This is a genomic window from Klebsiella huaxiensis, from assembly GCF_003261575.2.
Classification (GTDB): Bacteria; Pseudomonadota; Gammaproteobacteria; order Enterobacterales; family Enterobacteriaceae; genus Klebsiella; species Klebsiella huaxiensis.
Genome location: NZ_CP036175.1, coordinates 2,225,295 through 2,251,428 on the forward strand (window position 1 = coordinate 2,225,295; position 26,134 = coordinate 2,251,428).

A 26,134-nucleotide genomic window follows, 5' to 3' on the forward strand; every position below is an offset into this window, starting at 1 on the left:
ATTATAGCAACCTCAACAGCGGAGAGATGCCAGAGCGGCTGAATGGACCGGTCTCGAAAACCGGAGTAGGGGCAACTCTACCGGGGGTTCAAATCCCCCTCTCTCCGCCAATCATTCAAAAAAATCAATAAGTTGCGAAGATTTTTTGATTTTACCCTGCATAAATCCCTGCATTAAAATTTCTTGCTATCGCTCTGTTTTCTCACCTCTAACGCTGTCATTTTTACCATGTTGCTCCTTGTAGGGCATCCACTTTTATCTTCTTTAGTTCACAAGCTCACACTCTTAAACAACAACTTAGCCCATCCCGCATCTCGGATAACAAAATTGTTGAACTGCATGTGTTTCATACGAATACCTGTAAGGGTATCCAAAGGGAATGATTATTTGAGATATATACATGGAAATGATAATCGTTATTGTTTATTGTGATGATTTTCGATAGATAGTTGAGTGAAGGTAAATCTGGAAGGAACTGTATGAGCTTTGAAGCTAAAAAGGAACACGCAATTGCCATCATGGAAAGCAAGAAGATGTGGCGTAGCAACTATGCCCCTCCTTTACTACGCCTCGCATGGAAAGCTGGCCTCAAGATTCCACCATTACCTTTTGCCTCATTTGGGAAAGTCACTTTGTTGATGGGAGGATGGTTTGGTCCGGCATGGGGGATCTGTATGTGGTTTTTTACTTGGAAGGACACTGGGATGCAACCGGGCGCAGCATTTGTCTCAAGCATAGTCGCGGGTATTTGCTTTGGTGTTCTTATGGCTGTGTATCATTGGTGGCGAAAGGTAGTTAACAATCTGCCAGACTGGGACAGTCTGGAGTAAAGATCTATATAGCCTTTAAATGGACTGGGTGTGAAATGAGGAAAATAAAATATTGGCTAATAGCAGGGTTTATTATACTTCTTGCGATTGTTACAGTACGACCAGTGATAGAGACTCTCAACTTTCTAAGTTAAAAGCGGCAGGTGAAAATGGAGATGTAGAAGCTCAGTATGCCCTAGGTCTTATGTATTTATATGGAGAAATACTGGATGTTGATTATCAGCAGGCAAAGATTTGGTATGAAAAGGCAGCTGCACAAAATGATGCTCAGGCACAGTTCGAACTTGGTGTGATGAATGAACGTGGTGAAGGGGGAAATATCAACACAGGGCAAGCGATAACTTGGTTTGGACTAGCATGTAAGAATGGGCACAAGGAAGGTTGTAAATGTCAGGAGTATTTGTTGAAAAGTAAAGGAATATCGGAGTGAGGTGTTATTATAAATATAATATTTAATATCCTTTCGGTAGCAATGCCTCTCAATTGAAATAGAGACATTGCTGTAAATCGACAATTATGGCAAAGATATTTCGTTATTAGTACCCATTAATATGCTACTCTGTGATGGTAAAAACTCTCCTTTATTTTCATCTCTTCCCTGCAATAATATTTTTGCATCATCTTTATTATAGTCACGAACAGCTTTAGCTGATAATTTACCAATAATGGTGTCAGATGAGCGTAGCCGGTTAATAATGAGAACTAACTTTGTGTCATTAAAGTCGGACATCATGTTTTGATCTCCTTCACTATCGCCAGCTACGAATATTGGCCCTGTATTTTTGTAACGTTGTTGTATAAATTTCTTTATGGTTTCGGTTTTACCTTTTCCTTGCGTTTGAGGGTAGTACGGATCTAGGCTATGAGTCAATTTACCTTCTTTATCGTATAAGGGATGCATTGCATAGACATGAGATTCAGGAACAGAAAAGCCATATCTATCTATAGTAACGATACTTTTTATAACATCTAAAGCAGAAGCGGAAATTACATAAACATCAACCCCTGCCTCCTGTAGGTTTTTGTATAATGTCTGCATTTCTGGGAGCAGCCTAAATCCATTTTTCCATGTTACTGATACGATACCAGCTCGGCCTGCCATATCTGCTGGGCTTACCCATGTTACCTTTGTGATAGGCTGTTTATTTTGCCACTCGATAGTATCGTCCACTAAATCAGATATTTCTTTTTTGGACATACCAGAAAAAAGATACGTCACCCATGGATAAGATACCTCATGGTCGAATGACCCACCTATTGCATCATATAAATATCTCATTTTTACTATAAAATTCATATAATTAGAATTTGTTTTGATTTCATCAATAGTTTTATTACCCTCAAATCCATTGTAATTATTGTATAGCCATGTGTAGCTATCAACAATATCTTGACCAATGAGATTTATATTAACCGCTTGATTGTTTTTATTATTATAATCAGAGTTAAAGCTAGAGGTCGGTATATCTTTGTAAATTATCTCTTTCAATATCTCAGGTTTCATAGCAAATCTAAGGTTTTCCAGTTGATATATAAGAGTTGCCTCTTCGATATCTAGAAAAGCTGTCGTGTTGTCAAAATCAAAAACAGCATATAAAGAGTGTGCAGGCTTCTGCTTTGCTTCTTGAATTAGTCTATCAATTTTTCTCGAGTTGAACTCGTCCCAATTGCCGATAACTGATTGCTTTTCTTGGGAAACTGCGATTGCTAGATTTTGAGATACTCGATTTGTGTTACCGGCAATGGCTGTCGTTCCATATATTCCAAAAATTACAGATATCAGTGCGTATATTATTGTCATTTTCATGGTTAATTCCTTTTTTAGGGTGCATTATTATCTGTAGCAAAAAGTAAAAACCATCTATATCAAAAATCGGCACCTTTATCATGAATGTGATGGTTATCATATTTTATGCGCCTATAACCTGCAAACCTCTAAGTGCCAGTGCCCAATATAGCCTTGATGTAAGATATAAAAATGGCCGGAGGTTAAGCCAGGATTATCTACAGGTAAATGCTTGGTATGAAAAGGGCGGTAGGTGCAATACGATGCACAGGCACAGTTCGATAGTTGTGTGATGGATGAACGGGGTGAAGGAGAGAATATCTACACAGATCAATCAAGAACATGGTTTGGATTAGCATGTAAAAATGGGAAGAAGGAAGGTTACGATCGTTATGAAGATAATTTAAAGCGCTTAAAACGGTAAACTATGTTGTCGTGATTTGAATTAATTTTAACTTATAGTCTATTCTGGTGTTTGTTTGGTATGAGAAAATATAATGTAAAGAGAGAGGGGGTAAATAATATACAAAATATATAAACGAACAAGAATAAACTCCTTGATGAACCTAAATCACCAAAGTGTCTGTCCCAGGATTTTTTGACATTATCCTCTGTACTGATTCTTCTAAAGCGTAATATGCAAACAGGTATGCTAAAGCACCAATTCATCTGTATATTTGTATTTAGCAGAGCGTGGAGTGCGTGCCGATTTGGCTTTGGGATGAGATGAACCAACTGCTGCGAATAGTTCAGCAGGATCAATACCATCTTCTAACAGTTTCTGGCGGAAGGCTTGTAATTTAGCCTGACGTTCTTCTTGTTCTTTACGGACGGTACTTTCTTCCTCACGACAATCTTCAATGATAGAAGAGAGTTTTTCCAGCATCTCTTCCAGAGTTGCCAAAAATAAAAAGCCCGCACGAGGCGGGCTTGAGGCTAGCTGAGAAATATTAGAACTGGTAGGTGATACCTACAGCGAACTGATCGTCAGTAGATGCGCCAGTGATAGCAGAATCTTCGTCATCCACCAGGTTGAATTTGTATGCGGTGTAAACGTTGAAGTTTTTGTTGAAGTAGTACCAGGTACCCAGTTCAACGTAGTTCATGATATCGGCATCACGTTTGCCGTTCTGCAGGTCTTTGCCTTTAGCATAGACATAACCCAGAGACGGACGCAGACCGAAGTCGAACTGGTACTGAACAACGGCTTCAATGTTCTGAGTTTTGTTAGCAAAACCGCCAAGTTCCATATGAGTCATGTTTTGAGACTCACCGTACATTACAGATGCATACAGATTGTTTGCATCATACTTAGTTGCGAGGCTCCAGACTTCAGCGTTTTCGCCTTTATTGTCCGCTGCTTGTTCATCAGTACGGTCGGAATTGCTGTATGCGCCAACGAAGCCGAAGCCGTCGATGTTATAGTTAACAGAGAAACCGAAACCATCACCGTTTGATTTTTTCGGAGTTGCATCGTTGTTTTTACCCTGATACTGCAGGGCAAAGTTCAGGCCATCAACCATGCCAAAGAAATCGTTGTTGCGATAGGTTGCAACACCGTTGGTACGCTGAGTCATAAAGTTGTCTGTAGCGATCAGGCCGTCGCCGCCCCACTCAACCAGCATATCGGTGTAACCGGCTGCGTCATAAACCACGCCATAGTTACGGCCGTAGTCAAATGAACCGTAATCGCTGTATTTCAGACCAGCGAACGCCAGACGAGTTGCGCTACCTTGCGCACCTTCTGGTTTATCCGCTTTGATGTTGTATTCAAACTGGCCATAGCCGGTCAGTTCGCTGTTGATCTGGGTTTCGCCTTTAACACCGAAACGCGCATAAGAAGTATCGTCGGAATTGTTGTTGTCGCCATCATGAGTCATGATGTGCTCGCCAACCATTTTACCGTAGAAATCCAGTTTGTTGCCGTTCTTATTATAGATTTCTGCTGCGTTAGCGGCACCAGCGGCTAATAAAGCTGGAACCAGAATTGCCAGTACTTTTCTTTTCATTATATATATTCCCTTTTAATCATAATTAATATGAATGTTGTCATTCCCTCCGGGGAGACTATTTGATACTAGCGATTAAGTTCATATTTCTTTAAATGAAAGATGTAAGCAAGTTATATCTAATATTACAAAATGTTTCTGAGTGATTCTTTATATTTAAAATGTATTAATTTGATTTGATTTATTTTTTATGTTTATGTTTTTAAATAACATGTAGTTATGCGTTTTTATGAATAATTTGCAATATTTATGAAATTTACAATTTAAATGTTTTTGTGATTTATATTTTTTTGAGTAATGTAAACGGATAAATTCGTTTTTGTAGGCGCTATTTCAAAAGGATGGGGTGATGAGACTTTACGGGGAATAAATTTAGGGCATTAATATTGTTTAGGTAAAATCAGCAGAAAGTACAAGCAAGCTCTCACCTGCTTTCATCAATTTGCATTATTTAAAATAAGATAGAATTCATTGACAATATATGGCGGCTGGCAGGAGGCCGAATGGAGCGAGACCCAGGCTCAAAAAGGATAGAGAGATCTGCTGTCTGGAAAGCATTTTTATTATATAATGTGACGGATGTCACTATTTTTGACTGCCGTCGGCGGTATCTGTTGTTGAGTAAATGGAGAGTAAGCTAATGGAAGATAAAGCGAAACGGAGTCCTGGAGGTAAACTTGCTCTGTGGGCATTTTATGTTTTTTGCGGTTACTTCCTCTGGGCGATGGCGCGCTACTGGTGGGTTGTTGGGCAGATCCAGAGCGTGCCTGGCGTGACGATTGACGGCGAGTTAGGTTCAACGGCAGGGAAATGGATCGGTGCGCTGCTGGGTTTTTTGGTGTTGGGTATCGTTGGCATCGTTCTCGGTGCGATCGCCTGGTACACGCGACCTAATCCACAGATGTATGAACATCACGATTAAAGTTGCTATGCTCGTTTCTGGCTTTATCACAAAGGAACGCGCATGGAACTTGTTGACTGGCAGCAGCGGTTTGAATCCTGGTTAATCGGACATCACTCGCAAGAGGATTCCGCTCACGATATTTCACACTTTCGCCGGGTTTGGGCAACGGCTCAGCAGCTGGCCAAAGATACTGATGTTGATCGGCTGGTGATCCTGACCGCCTGCTACTTTCATGACATCATCAGCCTGGCGAAAAATCATCCTGAGCGAAGTCGCTCCTCGGCGATGGCGGCGGAAAAAACGCTGGCCATCCTGCAGTCATCTTTTCCTGACTTCCCCGCAGACCGCTATCCGGCGGTCTTGCATGCTATAGAAGCGCACAGTTTTAGCGCTGCAATTCCCCCGCAGAGTGAAGAAGCAAAGATTGTCCAGGATGCCGACCGACTCGAAGCATTGGGGGCGATTGGCCTGGCGCGCGTTTTTGCCGTATCCGGAGCGCTCAATAATATTTTGTTTGATGCCGACGATCCCTTTGCCGACAGACGTGAATTAAATGACAAGAAGTACGCGCTGGATCATTTCCAGTGCAAGTTGTTGCGCTTACCTGAAACTATGCAAACCGAAAAGGGCAGGGCAATGGCGGTGCACAATGCGCGTTTTCTGGTGCAGTTTATGGCTAAGTTAAGTGCGGAGCTTTGCGGAGACCCTTTGGCCCTTGATGAGTCGGTTTTACAGCGCTTTGATCCACTGGCATAAAACGGCTTGCGCTATTTATGGTAACCTCTGCAAAAATAGTCGGGCTGGTTGAGGTTATGTCGCAAAATTTATCCAAGGAAAGTCCCCCATCTTTGAAGGCCGGGCATAGCGGAGAGGATGCCCAGGAGTTGTTGCGTCAGATGATGGCGATATACGATGTAAAAACGCTGGTGGCACAGTTAATCGCTGTTGGCGAGCAGCACTGGAGCCCGGCCATCCTGAAGCGCGTAGCGACGGTGCCTCACGCGGCAAATCGTTTAAACGCACTGGAGAGAGCCCATCTGTTGACGCTCCTGCCGCAGCCGCCAGCGCATCATCCGCACTATGGATTCCGCTTTGTCGATCTGTTTGCCGGTATCGGCGGTATTCGTAATGGTTTCGAGGCGATTGGCGGGCAATGCGTTTTCACCAGCGAGTGGAATAAGCATGCGGTGCGTACCTATAAAGCCAACTGGTACTGTGACCCCGAGCTACATCGTTTTAATGAGGATATTCGCGATATTACCCTTAGCCATCGTCAGGATGTGAGCGATGAGGAAGCCGCGCAGCATATTCGCGAGACTATCCCGCAGCATGATGTTCTGCTGGCTGGCTTCCCCTGCCAGCCTTTTTCGCTGGCCGGCGTCTCAAAGAAAAACGCTCTTGGCCGCGCGCATGGGTTTGCCTGCGAAACGCAGGGCACGCTGTTTTTTGACGTCGTCAGGATTATTGCCGCCAGGCAACCCGCTATTTTTGTGCTGGAAAACGTCAAAAACCTAAAGAGTCACGACAAAGGGCGGACGTTTCGCATCATTATGCAAACGCTGGACGAGCTGGGCTATGAAGTCGCCGATGCCGATCATACCGGAGCGGACGATCCGAAGGTCATCGACGGACGCCATTTTTTACCTCAACACCGAGAGCGTATTGTGCTGGTTGGCTTCCGTCGCGATTTGCAACTGCATGAAGGGTTTACTCTACGTGATATCTCCACGCTCTATCCGGCTAAGTGCCCGACATTTGGCGAGCTGCTGGAGCCCGCGGTGGATGCTAAATTTATTCTCACCCAGGTGCTGTGGAAGTATCTCTATCGCTATGCGCGTAAGCACCAGGAGCGGGGTAACGGCTTTGGTTACGGATTAGTTGACCCTATGAATCCGCACAGCGTGGCGCGTACGCTGTCGGCGCGCTACTACAAAGATGGTGCGGAGATCCTCATCGATCGCGGCTGGGATCGTCCTCTGGGTGAAAAGCATTTTGATGACCCTGAAAACCAGCTTCGTCGTCCGCGCAGGCTGACGCCCCGCGAGTGCGCGCGTCTGATGGGGTTTGAATCGCCGCAGGGGTACCATTTTCGCATTCCGGTATCGGATACCCAGGCCTATCGCCAGTTTGGCAACTCGGTCGTGGTGCCGGTATTTGCAGCAGTGGCGAAGCTTCTGGAGTCGCGTATTGCGATGGCGGTTGCCATGCGTGAATCTGCCGAGTTAAGCGAAAGCCAATGATAGTCGTACGGCATGGGCTGACCATGCCGTATATATACCCGTCATACTTCAAGTTGCATGTGCGTTGGCAATACTCGGCCCATCCCTGGGCCTCGCCCTCACGGGCGCTGTGGACAGCGTTCAAATTCGTTCCTGACGAATTTGTCCTCGCTCACCCCAGTCACTTATTTTAGTAAGCTCCAGGGGATTCTCTGCGTTGCCGCGTTACTCGGCCTATGGCCTCGCCCCTACGGGGCCAGCGCAAGCGCTGTTCAAAACGGTTAACCGTTTTGTCCTGCAACTCGAATTATTCAGGGTATAGATGTTAAAAACTTACGCCAGTACGCCGATTGGCCAGGGAACAAATTCATTTTCCCCTAATCCTAATGCTTCGCTCTTGCTTTGCTCACCGGAGGCAATGGCGATGATTTTTTCGAAGATTGCTTCCCCCATTTGACGCAGCGTAGCGTCGCCATCGATGACCACACCGCAATTGAGATCCATATCTTCCGTCATGCGCTGATACATCGGAGTGTTGCTGGCAAGCTTCACCGTCGGCGCGGGCATTGAGCCAAAGCAGGAGCCGCGCCCGGTGGTGAAGGCAATCATATTGGCGCCGCCAGCGACCTGGCCGGTTGCTGAAACCGGGTCATACCCTGGGGTGTCCATAAAGACCAACCCTTTTTGCGTAACCGGGTATGCATAGCGGTAAACCTCCATTAGCGGAGAGTTGCCGCCTTTTTTGGCCCCGCCCAGTGATTTCTCCAGTACGTTTGCCAGCCCACCCGCGTTGTTGCCAGGGCTAACCCGACCGTTAATCTGACAATCGCGTCCTTTATTATACTCCAGCCACCAGTTGATGCAGGCGACCAGCTTTTGCCCCACTTCAGGGGTGACAGCTCGCGCGGTGAGGGTGTGCTCTACGCCGAAGATTTCGGTGGTTTCCGAGAGAATTGCGGTTCCGCCTTGTTCGACCAGCAGATCCATCGCGACGCCCAGCGCCGGGTTGGCGGAAAGCCCCGAAAAACCGTCGGACCCACCGCACTGCAGCCCCACGGTCAGATGCTCAACGGAGACTGGCTGGCGCTTGACGGCATTAGCCTGCGGCAGCATGGATTCGATAATAGCGATGCCTTCATCGATGGTTTTTCGCGTTCCGCCGGTATCCTGAATCACTAGTTTGCGCAGCATCGGAGTCTCTTTCAGACCCATTTGTTCAAAGAAACCGTGGATGTTGTTACGCTCGCAGCCCAGCGCCACAACCAGCGCGCCCGCAGTGTTGGGGTTATTGATATAGCCTGCTAAGGTGCGGCGCAGTAGATCCATCGGCTCACCGCTCATCTCCATACCGCAGCCCAGTTCGTGAACATAGGGCACTACGTTGTCAACGTTTGGCCATGCTTGCAGGCGTTCTTCGGTAAAATGAGCGGCGATTTTACGCGCCACCGTTGCGCCACAGTTTCCGACCACGAACACGCCGAGAATATTACGTGTCCCGACTCGACCATCTTCCCGTACGTAGCCGTTGAAGGTCCGCCGCTGTTCAGGCGGCACGGTTTGTACCGGGCGATAGTCGCGACTAAAGGCGTAGTCGCGCTGAAAATCTTCAAACACGATGTTGTGGCTATGCAGCCAGGTACCAGGCGGGAGGTCTTCAGGCGCGAAGCCGATGACCGTGTTGTACTTGAGAATCGGTTCGTCTTTTTTAATGAGTCTTGTCGCCACTTTGTGGCCCAGCGGAACATCCTGCAGCGTGGTGATGTTCTCATCAGCGATCGGGGTACCGGCGATGATAGCGACCCGGGCGACCACGACGTTGTCTTTTTCGTCAAGACGAATGACCGGAGATTTTGTCATAACATTGCTTCCTTATTTTTTTGTTTCTGTCCGCCTACCGGCGAGCAGAATTTAGGGTTCAGGCTTCACGTTTTTGCATAGGGACGGCGTCGTCATCGCGCGGAGCAATTTTCAGGCGCTCAATCTTGCCGACGATGAACCAGTAGCTGCAGACGGCGATGATGCCGTGGGTCCCAACGAAGACCAACGCGTTGGCGAAAGAGCCTGTTTCTTGCAGGATGTAGCCGATCACCACGGGAGTGACGATCCCAGCGATATTGCCCAGCGAGTTGAACAGCCCGCCGGTGGTACCGATAATCTCTTTCGGCGCGGTATCCGCAACGACCGCCCACCCCAAAGAGCCGAAACCTTTACCGAAGAACGCGGCACTCATCAGGAACATCACCAGTGCTTCTGAGCCGACGTAGTTGCAGAGGATCATGCTGGCGCTCATGGTCAGACCGATGGTGATCGGGACCTTACGCGCCAGGCTCAGGTTGTTGGTTTTACGCAGCAGCCAGTCGGAGAAAAAACCGCTCATAATGCCGCCTACCAGGCCACAAATCGCGGGCACCGAGGCCATAAAACCGGCCTGCAGAATTGACATTCCGCGCTCTTTGACCAGATAAATCGGGAACCAGGTCATAAAGAACCAGGTAATCGCCGAGATACAGTACTGGCCAATGAAGATGCCGATCAGCATCCGACTTTTGAACAACTGGCCGATCTCCTGCCACCCCGTGCGCTTGCGTTCGCCTTTTACGCTGGCAACGGTGTCCAGCTCCACCAGCGCGCCGCCTTCCTTCAGGTATTCCATCTCTTCGTTATTGATACCCGGATGCTTAGTCGGGACGTAAAAGAATTTCGACCAGCAGAAGGCGATGATAATGCCGATGACTCCCATGACGATAAATACGTGGTCCCAGCCGAAGGCGTGGCATAGCCAGGCCATCAGCGGAGTGAATATCGCCAGCGATGCGTACTGTGCGCTGTTGAAGATGGCGCCTGCAACGCCGCGTTCTTGCGAGGGAAACCAGGCGGCGATGATGCGACCGGCTGAGGGGCCAACCGGTGATTCGCACACGCCAAGCAGGAAACGCAGGATCAGCAAGGCAGGAACGACAAAGGTGACGTAGCTGACCAGACCCATAAATACCGTCATCACTGACCACAGCAGAATCCCGAGAAACATGGCCCGCTTGGAGCCAACTTTATCGGCCACCCAGCCCGCAGGCGTCATACTGATGACGTACGCCCAGCTGAACGCGGAAAAGAGATAACCAATTTCAACGGCGGTGATGCCCAGCTCTTTTTGCATCTCCGGCCCGGCAACGGAGAGCGTGGCGCGATCTCCGGTCGCCAGGGTTAAGACGAGGGTTATCATAAATAAGATGTAATATCGGGCGTGCGTTTTCTTGCCTGCAATGCTCATTGTGCATTCTCCCGTTCCGGCAGCTAACGCCGGAAAAGTTTGTAGGGTAGAGAGTGATTATTGGTTTTTTATTTGTAAGTAGTGATTTGCGCCGCTCACCATATGTGGGGTGATCGCCGTCACCAGGTAGTGTGCACCCCAACCTATCACTTCTGCTGCGCGCTCCGGGGTTCCCACGTAGGTCCCGGCAATATTGCCGCTGGCGGCGATTTTGCGAATACAGCGCTCTATGGTTGCCAGTACATCGGGATGGTTGAGATCGTGACCGTAGCCCATCGAAACGGCCAAATCCCCCGGCCCGATGAAATAGACATCGGCCAGCCCTGCGGCGAGGATCTCATCCAGATTCTCTACTGCTTCTGTTGTTTCAATATGTACCGATAGCACCCGCGAGGCGTTGGCTTCGGCCAGATAGCGCGCTTTATCGGCGCACATACCGTAGTTGGCTGCGCGCGGCAGGAAGGCGACTCCGCGTTCGCCCTGCGGTGGAAACAGTGTAGGCAGGGCGGCGGCGCGGGCATCCTCTACGGTATTGACCAGCGGGACCTGCACGCCATCGGCACCGAAATCCAGCGCTTTACGCATATATTCGGCGCGGTTGTAAGGAACCCGCACCAGGCAGGGCACTTGCTGACTGTGCGAGGCGCGTACCATATCCTCTACCGTCTCCGGATTCATATTGCCGTGCTCGTTGTCGATAAGCACAAAATCAAATCCGATGGCGGCGGTAAATTCGGTTATCGCCGCGGAAGGGAAGGTGACAAAGCAGCCGTGTAGCGGCCCCTCGTGGAGCCGTTGTTTTAAATCGGGAAAACGCATGTTAGCTCCTTGCTTTGACTTCGATACCGGAGAGCTGCTCAAACACTTTTATAATGTTGGAGTGATCTTCGTTGCCAACCCCCTGGGCCATGCAGGTTTTGTACAGTTCGCGCACCAGACTGGCGATCGGCATGGGTGAGTCAATACCCTGGCTGAGTTCCATGGCCAGGTTGAGGTCTTTGTACTGCAGACGAGTCATAAAGCCGGGATCAAAATTGCGCTCCAGCAGCAGGCTGCCGCGAATATCCAGCGCGCCGCAGCGGGCGTATCCTGCTGAGAGCACCTCGACGATTTTGGCCGGATCGACGCCTGCTTTTGCCCCCATCACCAGCGATTCTCCCAGCGCAGCCATGGTGGCGGCGGCCAGAACCTGGTTGCAGGATTTCACGACCTGGCCTGCGCCGTTGTCGCCGACATGAGTGACGCGGCAGCCAAGCACTTCGAGGATCGGTTTGCAGCGTTCAAAGACTTCAGCTTCACCGCCCACCATAATCGACAGCGTGCCGCCTTTCGCGCCTTTATCCCCACCGCTCACCGGGGCATCGAGCATTCGTGCGCCCAGCGATTTGATGGCGTCAGCAAATTGCTTTGTCGCCAGCGAGGAGATAGTGCTCATATCAATAATGACTTTACCTTCGCACAGCGCAGGAGCCAGGCCATTCTCGCCGAACAGGACATCTTCGACCTGCGGCGTATTGGGTACCATCGTGATGGTAATTTCCGCGGCTTCTGCGACTGCACGAGCCGATGTCTGGCCGGTAGCGCCATCGCGGGCAATCTCTTCTACGTCCTGTGCCACGATGCTGTAGGCATGGACGCTATAGCCTGCTTTTAGCAGATTGCGCACCATCGGTTTGCCCATAATGCCCAGACCAATAAAGCCTAAAACTGGTTTCATGCGTATGATCCTTAATAAGTTTGGTATTCGATAATGCTGCGCAGTTCCGCAACATCAATATCCGAGAATGCGCACCCTTCGCGATGGCTTAACCAGGCGGCGGTTCCGGCAGCGAAGCCCGTCAAAAAGCATTGGGCGGTGACGCGAGCCGAAGCCAGCGCTTCATGCTCGGCGCACAACGTACGGCCAGCTGTAATCAGGTTTGGTACGTTTTCCGGCACGAGCGTGTCGTACGGAATGTCGTACCAGTCGTTGTCGAGGTAGAACATAAAGATGCCGTCCTGACCGTGTGCTTCGATGCACCAGGCGCTGCTGGCGACCTTGCGTTCGCTTTTGCGCGCCTGGAAAACATCGTCGTTAGTCAGCCGGTAGCGGCCTGCAATGGTCCGACTCTGGCGGATGCCAATTTGCGCCGCGACATCGTTCAGATACGCCTGCTCGAACCCCGGGACCCATGCCCGCAGGAAACGCTCGTATTCGCGTACCTGCTTACGTCCCTTGAGTTCGGCAAACGTCAGATCCTCAGTGCGAGTGGCATCAATCGGTCTGCCATCGTCGCGTAAAATGCTGGTGACGTTGCACATCACTTCACCGGGGCGGGGTGAGGGCAGCAGATAGATATGCTTGCGCGGTAGGTGATATCCCTGAGCCTGCGCGGCTTCGACCCAGGTTTCCAGTTGGGCGACCGGGTGGCCAATGCCGCGTTTGATATCGACGTTGCCCATACGGAACACCATGGTCGGATACTGGACCATACCGTTGCGCCCGCAGGTGTACGGGACGCCAGCTTTGACGCAGAGATCGCCATCACCGGTGGCATCGATAAAGCGGCGGGCGGTAATTAACTGGCGTCCGCTTTTGTTCTCAATAACCACACCGCGCAGCTCATTGCCATCCATCACTACGTCAGTGGCAAGGGTATGGAACAGCACCCGTGCGCCGCTGTCGGCGAGTAAATCGTCGGCCACCTCTTTCCAGGTGTGCGGCTCATGGACGACCAGCCGCGTTTCGCCAAACGGGAACGGCTCGCTGACGGCGCCGCGGTGTTTCAGATGCTGGTAAAATTCACCGGCAAAGCCGTGCACCAATTGCTCATGGGGGCCTTTACCTGAGGTAAACAGGCCGCAAATCGCGCCCGACATGCCCGCTGTCGCCATACCTCCGCAAAAACCGTAGCGTTCAATCAGCAGGGTATTTTCCCCAGCTCTCGCCGCGGCGGTCGCTGCCGCAACACCGGTTGGACCACCACCCACTACCAGGACATCAACATCGTACGTGGCGGGGATCTGGTTGGCGGCTTCGTGCCTGGTTTGCATGATGTGCCTCCTTTACTATGAGGGTGACGATTCACCCCCATAATGTGATGATTAATCGATGTTTTTCGCGTGGATGCGTCGTTTCCCCAGCACCGCGCCCTGGGCAATCGGCTGTACCAGTTGGGCATATTGCGACAGATAGGTTCCGCTCCCACCGCCCAGCGGCAGAGGTTTGGGTTGCCACTGGGCCAGACGGGCATCAATCACTTCCTGCGGAACATCCATATTGATGCTGAGATCGACAAAGTTGATATGTACAGTTTCACCTTGCTCAATAACCGCCAGCGGCCCGCCAGCGGCGGCTTCCGGCATCAGTTGGCCGACGATAATGCCGCGATTCAGGCCCGAGAGTTCACCATCGGTGATCACCGCAACGTGCGCCGCGATCCCCGCGCCGTTGAGAGCCGCGACAAAGCTACAAGCAAACACCGTTCCGGGGCCGCCAGCCGGGCCCATATTGCGCAGAACAATCACGTCGCCTTTCTGTATTTTCCCTTCGCTCAACGCTTCAATGGCTTCGTCTTCACCTTCGTAGATATTGGCTGGACCGGTAAATTGTTCCAGCTCTCCCGGTACGGCGGAGAGCTTGACGATCGCGCCGTCCGGAGCGAGGTTGCCGCGCAGGATAGCGACGCCAGGGCGCTGGCTGACGGGATTATCCAGCGTGCGGATCACCTCGTGGTTTTTTACTACCGCATCTTTGATGTTCTCGCCGACGGTTTTTTGCGTAACCGTTAGCGCATCCAGGTTAAGGAAATCGCGCAGCTGATTCATCACCGCCGTGGTGCCGCCCGCCGCTTCCAGATCTTCAGTGCGGAACGGGCCGTTAGGGCGAACAGAGGTCAGTAACTTGATGTTTTTACCGTATTTTTCATACAAGCTGACCACATCGATGGGGAGCTCGGCCTCGGTGGCAATCGCTGAAAGGTGGCGAACGGTATTGACCGAACCGCCGACGGCCAGCACGGTCATCACCGCGTTCTGAATCGCTTTTTCGGTAAGGATGTCCCGCGGCAAAACCTGTTGCTGGGTAAGCTCGACGATCCGCTTCCCGGCGGCCTGAGCGTATTCTTTTACCTTACGGCCGTTGGCCCAGATGGGTGAGTTGCCCGGCAGCGTCATACCTAATGCTTCGGCGACGATATGCATGGAATTAGCGGTGCCCAAACCGGCGCAGACGCCAGGCGACTGGATTGCGACATCGGTCATGTCCGTCAGGTCTTTTTCACTGATTGCGCCGGTTGCCAGTGCGCCAACCTGTTCGTAAACATCATCAATATCGAAGAACTGATCGTCGAATTTTTCGTTTGAGCACTTGCCGCCCACCTGGTAACCGCAGGTCAGCAGCAGGGAAGGGACATTCAGCCGAGCTGCTGACATCAGGTGCGCTGGCGTAGTTTTATCGCAAGAAGAGAGGCAGATCATGCCGTCCAGCACCGCGCCTTCCATCATGCATTCCACTTCATTGACCATCAGGTCACGAGTCGGCATCAGATAACGTGCTTTTTTCCCGGCGCTGGTGACGAAGTCGCTGGGGGCGACGGTGCGTACTTCAAACGGCAGACCACCCGCGTCGCGGATCGCCTGCTCGACGATCCGGCACAGTTCATCCAGATGGACATAGCAGCAGGAGAGCTTGTTAGAGGTGTTGATGATCGCGATCTTCGGTTTATGCATGTCTTCTTCGCGGATCCCCATACTGCGCCATTGTGCACGACGTACTGCCCAGCGGGTGGATCCCGGCTTGAAATTGCTTCTGTACATCTTGAATTCCTTTATCGGGTTGTGGTTTTACGATCCGAAATATCCTCCTTTTGGGTTGGTTGTCCAACCAATTTTTAAGGGAAGTGTAATTGAGATCACATAATGGAGGGTTTTTAAACGTTTTTGCCCATAGCGAGGGAAAAATAGCGCACGGGAAAGCCAATAATGGTACAGTGGTCCATCCAATTTATGATTGCAGAAATTGATGGCGACGCCGCGCAGGGAAAATAACCGGTCGTAAGCGCGAAACGTCGTTGGGAAGAGGTAACGGTATGCCGGACAAGAATAAATTTACGATGATCCCTATTAAGCGCACGGACGTTTTTCAGACCATCATTCAACACATTACTAATCTGCTCGATAGCAAGCAGATCAAACCCGGCGAGCGGCTGCCTTCCGAGCGCGAGCTTGCCGAAATGCTCAACGTCAGCCGCACGTCAGTGCGCCAGGCGCTGAAGGTGCTTGAATCTTCCGGGCGTATTGAGACTCGCGTTGGCAGCGGAACTTTTTTGACCGAGCCGCCGGCGGTGTCGCTTAGCGACACGCATAGCCTGTCAAAGCTGATTGAAGGCGGGGTAACGAAAGAGTTTTTGCGCAATCTGATTGTGGCGCGGACCTCGATTGAACGCGCCATCTTTGAAGACTACGCATGGCGGGCCAACAAATCGGGGATTAATCAACTGCGAGAACTTATCGAGTTTAACCGGGAAAAATTTTCACGTCAGGATTGCGATGACGATGATAGCGCGCTGGATCTGAGCTTCGAGAAAAAAGTGGCGCAGCTCGGTGGCAACCCCATTCTGATTAACATGCAGGAACAGCTCCACCATCTTTGGGTACTGGCCTGGAAACAGTATGGTTTTACTCCCGAACAGACTCAGGTGCTGCATGAAGAGCACTTAGGTATTCTGGATGCGCTGGCGGCGAAAAACTCGCAGCGGGTGGCGGACCTGATTGTGCAGCATGTAGATAAAGAGATTGACTAAGCAGGCCGCTGTACATGGTTTTTTCCCCGGCTCGCGCTGCGCTTATTCGTGCGGTCTGGCGATTTCCCCGGAGGCGGTGCTGCGCACCTGTCCGGGCTACCGGTTCATCCGGTCAGGTATCCCGGACAGGCGCAACGCGCCGCCTCCGGGAATAATATTGAGCAAATGCGGTTAAACCGGCAAAGCTCGAAGGAAAAAATCGATGCCCGCTTCCACCGATTGCTGGGTGATTTTATGCCCCGACAGCGGATCGATAAGGCAGGTGAGATTGCCGCTGCCGATGCTTTCGCTGAGGCGCTCAGCATACTTGATATCAACAATGGTATCCTGCTGGCCGTGCCAGACAAACAGCGGACGCTGCGCTAGCGTCGATTCTTTTCCGGCAATGTCGTAAGGCGCGATCCCGCGCAGGCAGGCTGCAAGCGTATTGGTCGTTGGAGGATGGATTTTGCTTATTGCATCGGCAAAATAGCCGCTTGCCATATAGGCGGCCCCGGCCTGAATTGCCGGATACTGCGCCATCGCCCCCAGTACAGCGAAGCCGCCCATTGAAGTGCCCATCACGCCCAGTCGTGAAATATCACCCAGCTTTTCCTGCTGGCAGGCGGCCAGCAAAGCGGGAAATGTCTCCAGCGTATGCTGTAAAATTGGCCAGAAAGAGGCGGCGCGTAGCGTCGCATCGTCCCTGGCGCTATGCATCGCCGCCTGTGGGCACACCACGCTGTAGCCGGCCTGCGCCAGCATATATCCCAAATTGGCATCCAGCTCTCTGGATGCCATAAAGCGATGAAATAAAACGATAAGCGGCCTGTTACTGGCTGCGCCAGTAGCTGGCCGGAACCAAAGCACGGGCGTTTTCGCCAGCAGGCAATCTGAAATAACGATGTCCATCGATTATCCCCTGGCAATCAAATGGCGTTCCAGCACATCGAAATCCGGATTGAAACCGAGACCCGGCGCGTGCGGTAGATCCATCACCGGCTGGAAGCGCATAAACGGATGCAGCGTCTGTTCGAACGTCAGCCACGGTACTTCCAGCGGAACCGATTCTGGCATCACGCTGAGGAGGTGAGCGCTGGTGAGCAGGCCTGGGCCGTAGTAAAAACAGTGCGGCAGCAGGCTGACGTTTTCATGCTCGCGCGCGTGTTTGATAATCTCCAGTACGGCGGAGATACCGCCGATTTTGGCTACGCTCGGCTGCAATACATCCACCGCGTCTAAGGCCATACTGAGCGCGAACTCCTCGCTATTATTGAAGTTTTCGCCCGCGGCAATGCGTGCGCCCGTCGTCTGGCGCAGATAGCGGAGCTGGCTTAAATTTTCCGGTGGGAAGGTGGGCTCCTCCACAAACGCGACGCCAGCTGCCTGCAGCTGTGGCAGGATCTGCTCCGCCTGTGGGACATCCCATGCGCAGTTGGTATCAACCATCAGAGTGACATTATCCGGTAGCGCCCTGGCGACTTCCGCAATCGCCAGGGGATCCCGTTCGTGCAGTTTTATATGTCGATAGCCCTTGTTAATTAATGGGTTAATGCAAGCCATTAATTTAGCGACATCACCATCGAAGCTGGACAGGCTGGGATACAATTCCACCTGCGCGCGGGTACCGCCGAGCAATCGCCACAGCGGTAGATTTTCTGCTTTAGCGCGCAGATCCCACAAAGCGATGTCCAGCGCGGATAGCGCATACATCATTACCCCGCCGCGACCGTAGCTGTGAAAGGCGTAATGCGCTCTTTGCATTAACGCCGCCGGGTCATTGCATTCCTCACCCGTAAAGAAGGGGGCTAGCAGGCCGCTGAGCAATGCCATGCTGGCCGGGTTACAGGCGTGGCCAAACGCTTCTCCCCAGCCCGTCAGGCCTGTGTCGGTTTCGACTTTCACTAACAGCGCATCCAGCGTAGGGTGCAGCGCCCGCGCGGCGTTAAAGCGCCCCTCTTTGTCGGTGGTGCGCGTCAGTGCGGGCGTATAAGGCAAACGGACCAGAAAGCTTTCTATGTTCGTAATACGCATTAAATGTCCTTAATGATGAGATAGCGCGAACTGCACGCCCATTGACGCCGGATGTTGAGGCGTGCTGACAAGGAGCCTGTCGATAGCCGCCGTTTCGAGACAAACAAAGTTCTGCCAGCCATCGTCCGGTATGTCGCTTATTTGCTCTGCTCGCTGCTGCCAGGGATTCCATACCACCACGTTGCTGTTATTTACGTGGGTCAGCGTCAGGATTCTGGCGGGCGTGACAAGCTCCGTTTGTTTTTCTGCCTGAGGGAAGATCGCGCCAAATTCCCCGTAGAGCGAAAGGGGAGACGGCAAGTTCTGCACGGATTCCCCGACGACCGTGTCGTAGCCTTGCGTACCTACGCCGTGAATCAGCGTCGCTCGAATATCCGGCGTTGAGAGGTAGCTGTGTAGAGCCGCGGTGGCGCTGAAGCTACCGTGGGCGGTGAGCAGTAACTCGCAAACCTCGGCAGTGAATGTCAGCGTCATTTCCAGTTGAAAAGCGTGATCCCACAGCTGCCGCGTTTGCGGGGTGTCATTGAGCGTCAACGTCATCGCGAGCGACGTTTTGCTATTCTCAAGCGCCGTCAGCCGCCACGGTAAAATGCGGGCAAAACCGTGAAATGGTTCGCCGCCGAGATCGGTAAACCACGGCCAGCAGACCGGCACGCCGCCGCGAATGGGTACGCCGGTTTTAAACGGCGTGCAGTCACTCAACCACAGTACAGGGGTTGTCTGCCTGGAGGGTTTCCAGGTCAGTAAATGCGCACCCTGAAGCGCAATAACGGCCTTGCAGAAGGGCGTCTGAATGACCAGAACCTCCAGTTCATCCATTTTTCGCCGGGTAATACCGGGGCTTAATGTCTCCAGTACCGGCAGGGAAAACAGTTGCTTAATCAGGCTCATTGGTTCAGACATCCGTGCGAGTCGTAATATTTTGCTGCCGAAGCTGCATATCGTTTACGGCATAGCGCGCCAGCGCCGGGCCGTCGAACTTGATGCCGTGTCCTGGTTTTTCACCCGGGCGAATGGCGCCGTTTATCACCGGGCAAGGACTCGTGATAATGCCCATTTCGCTCAGGCTCGCGCCTTTTAGCCCCTCAAACAGCTGGATATTGGGCAAACCGCAGCCCAGATGCGCGATCAGCTCCATGCCAAAATGCGGGATCACGGGAATATTGTGGCTTTCAGCTAATTTTGCGATCTTCACAAATTCGGTAATTCCGCCCACGCGGTAAATATCCGGTTGGATGTAGTCGCAGGCCTCTTGTCCGATCCAGTGGGCGAACTGGTATTTGGTGTACAGGCTTTCTCCCACGGCAATGGGGACCGGACATTTCTGACGCAGCAAACGGTGGCCGTTGATATCGTCGCTAAGCAGCGGCTCTTCCAGCCAGTACACTCCGGCGTTTTTGAGTACCGCCATACGGCGCGCAGCATCGCCAGAAGACCACTTCTTGTTGGCATCCACGGCGATGTTGATCGACGGCCCCACAAATTTACGTACCGCCAGCAGACGCATTAGATCGTCTTCCACGTCTTCACTGCCGATTTTCATTTTGACCGTGCGGTAGCCCACGCTTAAAAAACCCTCCATCTGTGCGAGCAGGGCATCGATGGAAAGATGCAGGTTGACGCCGCTGCCGTAACCGGAGAGCGACTCCCGATAGCCGCCAAGCAGACGATACAACGGCTGATTGAGCTGCTGACCAATCAGATCCCATAGCGCGATATCGACTGCAGCGATTGCGTGTGTCGTGACGCCCGCCGAGCCGATATCGTGGCTCTCCAGCCACATGCGGCTCCACAGCCGCTCGACGTTCAGCGGATCTTCGCCCATCACTTTGGCGGCAAGATAATGGTCAATCAGGTTCTTAAACGCGCTGCCGCCGTTGCCCGTGCTGAACGTCCAGCCGGTACCGGTATGCCCGGTATCGGTTTTTAGCCACAGCACGACAAATTCCAGGCTGGAGAACGCGTAGTTCGACGACCCCCAGTTCTCGGTAAGCGGCACGCGGTACAGCCCGGATTCAAAATCGATAATTTTCATGCTCTTCTCCTCCGGGGTCAGGCCAGGGCATTGTGCCCGTCGCGCTGTGCGGCTTTTTTGACGAACAACGCAACCACGGTTGCACCGAGTACCCCGAGGCAGCCCGCAAGAATAAAGGCGGCGGAATAGGAGCCGGAGCCAACGATAAAGCCGGTGACGGTTGGCGCAACAATGCCGGAGATATTCGCCAGACCGTGCATCAGCCCGCCAGCGCTGCCGACGTACTCTTTCGGCGCAGCGTCCTGAATCAGCGTCCAGTAGGCCGGGGCGGCGATTTGCATAAAGCCGAAGGCGATAGTCATTAATGTGACGGCACCCATGGCGGTCTGCGTCTGGCTGATCAGCCCCACGCAGATGGAACAGATGCCGAAGCAGGTCACCAGCACTACTTTACGAGAGAAAAGCTGCTTGCCGGTTTTACGGTAGATAAAGTCGATAATGAAACCGCCGGATACGTAGCCGAGCGTTCCGGCAACCCAGGGCAGCACGCCGACCAGGCTCATGTCCTTCAGGCTGATCCCGGTCGTATCAACGAGAAAGGTCGGGAACCAGTTCATAAAGAAAAACAGCACATAGTTGAAGCAAAATAGCGACAGGGCGGTAGCCAAAATCGAGGGCTGGAGGATCGCGCTCCACATGGAGGGAGCAGGCGCTCCCGGTGCGGTCTGTGGAGCGACTTCCTCTTCTTCGCCTTCAATAAGCTGCGCTTCCGCCGCAGAAACGCGTTTGTTATCACGTGGCTTATCAGTCGCGATGAGCGCCCAGATGATGGCCCAGGTAATCCCAATAAACGCGATAATGATAAATGAGATCCGCCAGTTAAACGTCAGGCACAGAAAGCCCACTACCGGGCCGGAAATTGCTCCGCCCAGCGGGCCTCCGGCCTGGTTAATGCCTACCGCGCGGGCGCGCTCATTAAGCGGAAACCAGTTATTAACCACTTTATTGGCCGTGGTGGAGATGGGGCCTTCCCCGGCACCGAAAAAGGCGCGGGCAATGAACATGGTCCAGAAGTTAAAGCAGCCTGCGGTCAGGCCGCAGATAATCGACCAGACGGACATCGACCAGCTAAAGACGCGTTTGGGGCCAAATTTATCGGCCAGCACGCCGCCGATAAAATTAAATAACGCATAGCCGATTGAGAAACTACCAAAAATAATGCCTTTTTCCTCAGGCGTTAGATGAAAATCCTGGGTAATAAAGGGCATTGCGTAGGCCAGCGCGGAACGGTCGAGGTAGTTAATAACCATCGCCAGCGTCAGCATAACTAAAATGACACGACGGAATTGCGTATTCATAGAGATACCTTTCACTAATATAGGGTTAGCGGTAAAAATAATGCACAATTTTCGTAATAATTATTTTTCTGATTATTATTGTTTTGGTTTGTCACTCCCTGACAGGATCCAGATAACGTATTTTTCGGGTAACATAAAAACCGCCGTCAAGCGTTAACATCGCACCATTAAAACTGTGAATATGCGGATCGGTTAATAGAGCACAGGTTTTGGCGATCTCTGCTGCATCGGTATATTCCAACAGCGGAATACCATCATCTTTATGCAACTGTCTTAACAGCTCTACGAACGCTTTTTGCTGCGGATCCTCTTCGCTGAAACCGCGAAATAGGGTGTTGATTTTTATGCCATAATGCACCAGTTCCTGAATGCCGGAACGGCAGGTATTCATCAGCGCCAACTGGCTGGCGGCACCATAAGAGTAATGCTCTGTCGGCACCAGTGCGGCGATGTGCGCTAGCGTAACGACGCGTCCCTGAACCCCCTGTTGTACCATTTTTTTACAGGCGCTTTGTACCCACCATAGTCCGCGCTCCAGATCGTCATTCATCGTGGCCGCAATAATATTATCATCGTCGTCCAGCATTGAGCCACGAAGCGGCGGCGGTGAAATATAAATAAAAGCGTTTAGCTTTCGCTCGCCAACAATAAGGGTGTCGATAGCCTGATTTATTTTTGCATATTCGGTTTGCTGGCTAAAATAAACTTCCCAGCCCTGCTGTAAATACTGATTTTCCAGCGTGGACAGTAGTTTGGGTTCGGCCTGGCCGCCGGCAATCAGAATCGTATTTTTGTGTTCCATCGTCATTCTCCTGATTAAATACAGCGGATATGCTGGCCGCCATCAATTTTAATGAAGTCACCGGTAATAACTGCGCCTTTGTCCCCGGCTAAATACACGGCAGCAGCGCCAAGCTCTTCAATGGTTGCCGGCTGACCAACAGGAATGGTCGCCAGCAGCTTCTTCCGCCCCTCATCCGTAGCCAGTTCGGGTTTAGGATCGTTGATATTGGTATCGACAAACCCCGGCCAAAGCTGGTTTACGGTAATGCCGTAGCGTGCGAGTTCGAAGGCCATCGACTGGCTCATCTGATCGATAGCGGCTTTGGTGGCGGCGTAGACCCCCATCAGCGCCATTGGGCGGCGCGCGTGACCTGAGGCAACGTTGATGATGCGTCCATGGATCCCTTTTTTCACCATCATGCGGGCGGCGTGGCGAGCGCAGTCGTAGGTTCCTTTTATATTGATGTTCACCGCATGGTCAAAGGCCGGTTTACTGATTTCGAGGAAGGGTTCCCAGACGCATACGCCGGCGTTGTTAACCAGAATATCGAGGCGTCCAAAGTGGGTATCTATATCATTAAACATCTGGCGAACTTGTTCAGGATGGGAGATATCGGCCTGGACCAGCAGGGCGCGCCTTCCGAGTCCGCGGATAATACCAGCAACCTGTTCTGCTTCCTCCGGGTTGACAACGTAATTGATGACGATATCCGCGCCTGCTTCAGCAAGCGCGCAGGCAATGCCTTTGCCGATCCCTTTCATGTTTCCCGCACCCGTCACCAGTGCGACCTGGTTATGTAGACTCACGACTTTCTCCTTTTAGTGTGCAACACATGATGAGCAGTATCCTGCATTGACGATATCTTAGTCACTTAATCAACAACTGATATATTAGTTGCTTATTAGATTTGCACTTCATGAAAAAAACATCCATCATCTGTTGGGTTAAATACGATGCTGATCACAAATTTTGTCGTAACTGTTTAATTAACTGAGAATTTTTGATTTTCATTTTTGCTGCGTTGGGCGGATAATGCTGCAATTCAGCAGGGAGAACGCTAATGAATCCACCCGTCAATAAAATGAATCAGGCTTATGAAGCCATTGAAAGCATGATTATTTTTCAGGATCTTGCGCCGGGTTCGATGGTGTCTGAAGCACAGCTCATGGAGCTGACCGGCTTTGGCCGTAGTCCGGTAAGGGAAGCGTTACAACGTCTGGCTAATGACAGACTTGTGGAGATCTACCCCTATAAGGGCGTGTTTATTCCGACGATCTCCGTTGAGGTACAGCTCAAGGTTCTGGAGCTACGCCGCTGTGTAGGCGAGTTCGCTGTGCGTCTTGCGACCCGGCGCGGCACGCACCAGCAGAAGAAAGAGATGCTGCTGCTGGCGGAATCTTTTGAAGCGATTAGCGATATTTCGCATATGCGTCAGTTTGGCGCGCTATTAAAGCAAACCTATGCCCTGATTGGTCTTGCGGCAGAAAATGAATATTTACAGCCATGTCTTTCACCGTTACAGGGCCTTTCCAGCCGTTTTTGGTTTGCGCAGCTTAGCGCCAGTAACCAGCAGGAGCTGGTAAAAGCCTCACAGCTAAATGCCACCATGCTGCGTAATATCTGTCATGGCGACGAAGAGCTGGCGGCTAGCGCGTCGAAAAACGTCAACGATTACTTCACTGAGTTTACCTATAAGTCTCTAAGCCGCTGATTAAAATGCGAGATTAACCATGGCCGACGTCCACGATAAAGCTACCCGCAGCAAAAATATGCGCGCGATCGGCACCCGCGATACGGCAATTGAAAAACGGCTGGCGGGGCTGCTGGCCCACTCTGGGTTTACCTTTACTGTACAGGACGCCACGCTGCCCGGACGCCCGGACTTTGTGATGGCGGACTATCAGTGCGTTATCTTTACCCACGGCTGTTTTTGGCATCATCATAATTGTTATCTGTTTAAAGTCCCCGGTACGAGAACTGAATTCTGGCTGGATAAGATAGCTAAAAACGTCGCGCGCGATTGCCGGGATATCGGGCTGCTGGTAGAGCAGGGATGGCGGGTGCTGGTTGTCTGGGAGTGTGCGCTGCGCGGGAGAAAGAAACTTAGCGATGAAGCGCTAGGTGAGCGCCTGGAAGAGTGGATCTGCGGCGGAGGGGACTGCGCGCAGATCGATACTCAGGGCATGGGTTTGCTGGACGTTACTTCTCGGCCTGACAAGATGTGATTTCTCTGCGCGCCGGGAACAGGTACTTACCGAGCGTCACCAGAACGACCGCAAAGATGATAATCCCCAGCGCCAGCCACTCTATGGGGGATAAACTTTCTCCGGCAAAACCGGTGCCGAGCAGTACGGCGACAACCGGGTTTACGTAAGCATAGCTGGTCGCAACAGCGGGAGTGACGTTGCGAATCAAATACATATAGGCGTTGATGGCGATAAGTGAACCGAAGATAGCCAGATAGGCGACGGCAAAAATACCGGACCAGGATGGCATTTGGGTTAATTTTTCCCCGGTCAGCGTGGAAGCTATCATTAGCACGATCCCTGCGGCCAGCATCTCTATGGCGCCCGCCATCATCCCCGTCGGTAGCTCGATTCGCGAGCCGTAGACGGAGCCAAAGGCCCAGCTCATGGAACCGATAAGAATCAGCAGCGCTCCCCAGGGGTTACCATTCAGGTTGCCACCGCTATTGAGCAGCACGATGCCCGCCAGGCCAATGGCAATACCTAACCACTCAAGCTTGCGAGTCGCAATCCCAAAAAAGCGGCTAAAACATAGCGTGAATAGCGGTACCGTCGCCACCATCACCGCTGCAATCCCGGATGGTACGTGCTGGTGCTCGGCGAGGGTGACAAAGCCGTTACCGACGGCCAGCAGTAAAATACCAATCAGCGCCGCGTTGAGTAGCGGCTTTCGCGCCGGGAGCTTATGCCCGGTTGCCAGCAGCCAGACAATCAGCACTGCGCCAGCAGAAAGAAAACGCACGCCCGCCATCATTAATGGTGGCCAGCTGGCGACGCCAACGGCGATGGCAAAATAGGTGGAGCCCCAAATGATATACAGCGCAAACAACGCCCCGATGAGCGGTAACAGCTGACGGGTAGACATACTTCCTCACGACGGTGCAGAGATAGAAAGGGGACGTATAGTAAACGTGAAAACTATCGTGCTGGCGAGCGCTTTAATTCTCCCGCAATGGTTA

25 protein-coding genes, 1 tRNA gene and 1 pseudogene are annotated in these 26,134 nt (G+C 51.7%); 10 read left to right on the top strand and 17 right to left on the bottom strand.

What is annotated here, in order from left to right:
* Positions 1-20: 20 nt before the first annotated feature.
* From DA718_RS10565 to DA718_RS30640, 3 genes are all read left to right on the top strand, one after another.
* Positions 21-110: transfer RNA gene (locus DA718_RS10565), tRNA-Ser, on the top strand.
* A gap of 369 nt (positions 111-479) precedes the next feature.
* A complete protein-coding gene (locus DA718_RS10575) occupies positions 480-830 on the top strand; it encodes a DUF6404 family protein (protein ID WP_112213225.1) in 351 nt (116 codons plus the stop codon).
* A gap of 52 nt (positions 831-882) precedes the next feature.
* A complete protein-coding gene (locus tag DA718_RS30640; RefSeq protein ID WP_227015989.1) occupies positions 883-1,260 on the top strand; it encodes a tetratricopeptide repeat protein in 378 nt (125 codons plus the stop codon).
* A gap of 84 nt (positions 1,261-1,344) precedes the next feature.
* On the opposite strand, the gene DA718_RS10585 is transcribed toward DA718_RS30640, so the two are convergent.
* Positions 1,345-2,637 carry an HAD family hydrolase gene (locus tag DA718_RS10585; RefSeq protein WP_112213226.1) on the bottom strand — a complete coding sequence of 431 codons (1,293 nt, stop codon included), beginning with the start codon at positions 2,635-2,637 and terminating at the stop codon, positions 1,345-1,347.
* A 232-nt stretch (positions 2,638-2,869) separates the two neighbouring features.
* On the opposite strand from DA718_RS10585, the gene DA718_RS30385 reads away from it, so the two are divergent.
* The gene (locus DA718_RS30385) at positions 2,870-3,040 is read left to right on the top strand and encodes a hypothetical protein (RefSeq protein ID WP_167492748.1); all 171 of its coding nucleotides are present in this window, start codon (positions 2,870-2,872) and stop codon (positions 3,038-3,040) included.
* Positions 3,041-3,280: 240 nt separating this feature from the next.
* Here DA718_RS30385 and DA718_RS10595 read toward each other — a convergent pair.
* Together DA718_RS10595 and DA718_RS10600 are read right to left on the bottom strand one after the other, a co-directional pair.
* Positions 3,281-3,520 (bottom strand): annotated as a pseudogene (locus tag DA718_RS10595) (H-NS family histone-like protein); the annotation flags it as partial.
* Between the two features lie 46 nt (positions 3,521-3,566).
* Positions 3,567-4,625 carry a porin gene (locus DA718_RS10600; RefSeq protein ID WP_112213228.1) on the bottom strand — a complete coding sequence of 353 codons (1,059 nt, stop codon included), beginning with the start codon at positions 4,623-4,625 and terminating at the stop codon, positions 3,567-3,569.
* A 640-nt stretch (positions 4,626-5,265) separates the two neighbouring features.
* On the opposite strand from DA718_RS10600, the gene drpB reads away from it, so the two are divergent.
* The 3 genes from drpB to DA718_RS10615 are packed head-to-tail and all read left to right on the top strand — an operon-like array spanning position 5,266 to position 7,769.
* On the top strand, positions 5,266-5,547 hold the full coding sequence (gene drpB / locus DA718_RS10605) for a cell division protein DrpB (protein ID WP_110274379.1): 282 nt from the start codon (positions 5,266-5,268) through the stop codon (positions 5,545-5,547).
* A 42-nt stretch (positions 5,548-5,589) separates the two neighbouring features.
* Complete coding sequence (locus DA718_RS10610) at positions 5,590-6,285, top strand: phosphohydrolase (RefSeq protein ID WP_112213229.1); 696 nt, start codon at positions 5,590-5,592, stop codon at positions 6,283-6,285.
* A gap of 56 nt (positions 6,286-6,341) precedes the next feature.
* A complete protein-coding gene (locus DA718_RS10615) occupies positions 6,342-7,769 on the top strand; it encodes a DNA cytosine methyltransferase (RefSeq protein WP_112213494.1) in 1,428 nt (475 codons plus the stop codon).
* Between the two features lie 312 nt (positions 7,770-8,081).
* On the opposite strand, the gene DA718_RS10620 is transcribed toward DA718_RS10615, so the two are convergent.
* Genes DA718_RS10620 through ilvD form a run of 6 tightly spaced genes read right to left on the bottom strand, consistent with a single transcriptional unit; the run spans position 8,082 to position 15,813 of the window.
* Entirely contained in the window at positions 8,082-9,605 is a 1,524-nt protein-coding gene (locus DA718_RS10620) for a UxaA family hydrolase (RefSeq protein ID WP_112213230.1), read from the bottom strand.
* 58 nt (positions 9,606-9,663) lie between these two features.
* Positions 9,664-11,016 (bottom strand): MFS transporter, encoded by a 1,353-nt coding sequence (locus tag DA718_RS10625; protein WP_112213231.1) that lies wholly within the window; start codon positions 11,014-11,016, stop codon positions 9,664-9,666.
* A gap of 57 nt (positions 11,017-11,073) precedes the next feature.
* Positions 11,074-11,835, bottom strand: coding sequence for an HpcH/HpaI aldolase family protein (locus DA718_RS10630; RefSeq protein ID WP_112213232.1), 762 nt, complete (start codon positions 11,833-11,835; stop codon positions 11,074-11,076).
* Between the two features lies 1 nt (position 11,836).
* The gene (locus tag DA718_RS10635; protein ID WP_110274374.1) at positions 11,837-12,733 is read right to left on the bottom strand and encodes an NAD(P)-dependent oxidoreductase; all 897 of its coding nucleotides are present in this window, start codon (positions 12,731-12,733) and stop codon (positions 11,837-11,839) included.
* Between the two features lie 11 nt (positions 12,734-12,744).
* Positions 12,745-14,049, bottom strand: coding sequence for an FAD-dependent oxidoreductase (locus DA718_RS10640; RefSeq protein WP_112213233.1), 1,305 nt, complete (start codon positions 14,047-14,049; stop codon positions 12,745-12,747).
* 51 nt (positions 14,050-14,100) lie between these two features.
* The gene (gene ilvD / locus DA718_RS10645) at positions 14,101-15,813 is read right to left on the bottom strand and encodes a dihydroxy-acid dehydratase (protein WP_112213234.1); all 1,713 of its coding nucleotides are present in this window, start codon (positions 15,811-15,813) and stop codon (positions 14,101-14,103) included.
* A gap of 272 nt (positions 15,814-16,085) precedes the next feature.
* Between ilvD and DA718_RS10650 the strand changes: the two genes are divergently transcribed.
* Positions 16,086-16,799 (top strand): FadR/GntR family transcriptional regulator, encoded by a 714-nt coding sequence (locus DA718_RS10650; protein WP_110274371.1) that lies wholly within the window; start codon positions 16,086-16,088, stop codon positions 16,797-16,799.
* A gap of 171 nt (positions 16,800-16,970) precedes the next feature.
* On the opposite strand, the gene DA718_RS10655 is transcribed toward DA718_RS10650, so the two are convergent.
* From DA718_RS10655 to DA718_RS10685, 7 genes are all read right to left on the bottom strand, one after another.
* Complete coding sequence (locus tag DA718_RS10655) at positions 16,971-17,690, bottom strand: serine aminopeptidase domain-containing protein (RefSeq protein WP_112213235.1); 720 nt, start codon at positions 17,688-17,690, stop codon at positions 16,971-16,973.
* Positions 17,691-17,693: 3 nt separating this feature from the next.
* Entirely contained in the window at positions 17,694-18,812 is a 1,119-nt protein-coding gene (locus DA718_RS10660; RefSeq protein WP_112213236.1) for a mandelate racemase/muconate lactonizing enzyme family protein, read from the bottom strand.
* 9 nt (positions 18,813-18,821) lie between these two features.
* Entirely contained in the window at positions 18,822-19,703 is an 882-nt protein-coding gene (locus DA718_RS10665; RefSeq protein ID WP_167492749.1) for a D-hexose-6-phosphate mutarotase, read from the bottom strand.
* A 4-nt stretch (positions 19,704-19,707) separates the two neighbouring features.
* Positions 19,708-20,847, bottom strand: a complete 1,140-nt coding sequence (locus DA718_RS10670; protein WP_110274367.1) for a mandelate racemase/muconate lactonizing enzyme family protein — start codon at positions 20,845-20,847, stop codon at positions 19,708-19,710.
* Between the two features lie 17 nt (positions 20,848-20,864).
* The gene (locus DA718_RS10675; RefSeq protein WP_110274366.1) at positions 20,865-22,145 is read right to left on the bottom strand and encodes an MFS transporter; all 1,281 of its coding nucleotides are present in this window, start codon (positions 22,143-22,145) and stop codon (positions 20,865-20,867) included.
* A gap of 91 nt (positions 22,146-22,236) precedes the next feature.
* Positions 22,237-22,947 carry an SDR family oxidoreductase gene (locus tag DA718_RS10680; RefSeq protein ID WP_167492750.1) on the bottom strand — a complete coding sequence of 237 codons (711 nt, stop codon included), beginning with the start codon at positions 22,945-22,947 and terminating at the stop codon, positions 22,237-22,239.
* 14 nt (positions 22,948-22,961) lie between these two features.
* Positions 22,962-23,735, bottom strand: coding sequence for an SDR family NAD(P)-dependent oxidoreductase (locus DA718_RS10685; RefSeq protein WP_112213239.1), 774 nt, complete (start codon positions 23,733-23,735; stop codon positions 22,962-22,964).
* Between the two features lie 254 nt (positions 23,736-23,989).
* On the opposite strand from DA718_RS10685, the gene DA718_RS10690 reads away from it, so the two are divergent.
* Entirely contained in the window at positions 23,990-24,640 is a 651-nt protein-coding gene (locus DA718_RS10690; RefSeq protein ID WP_110274363.1) for a GntR family transcriptional regulator, read from the top strand.
* Between the two features lie 19 nt (positions 24,641-24,659).
* Entirely contained in the window at positions 24,660-25,154 is a 495-nt protein-coding gene (locus DA718_RS10695) for a very short patch repair endonuclease (protein WP_112213240.1), read from the top strand.
* On the opposite strand, the gene yedA is transcribed toward DA718_RS10695, so the two are convergent.
* Positions 25,129-26,040, bottom strand: coding sequence for a drug/metabolite exporter YedA (gene yedA / locus DA718_RS10700; RefSeq protein WP_112213241.1), 912 nt, complete (start codon positions 26,038-26,040; stop codon positions 25,129-25,131). The two genes, DA718_RS10695 and yedA, sit on opposite strands and share 26 nt — an antisense overlap.
* Positions 26,041-26,134 lie beyond the last annotated feature (94 nt).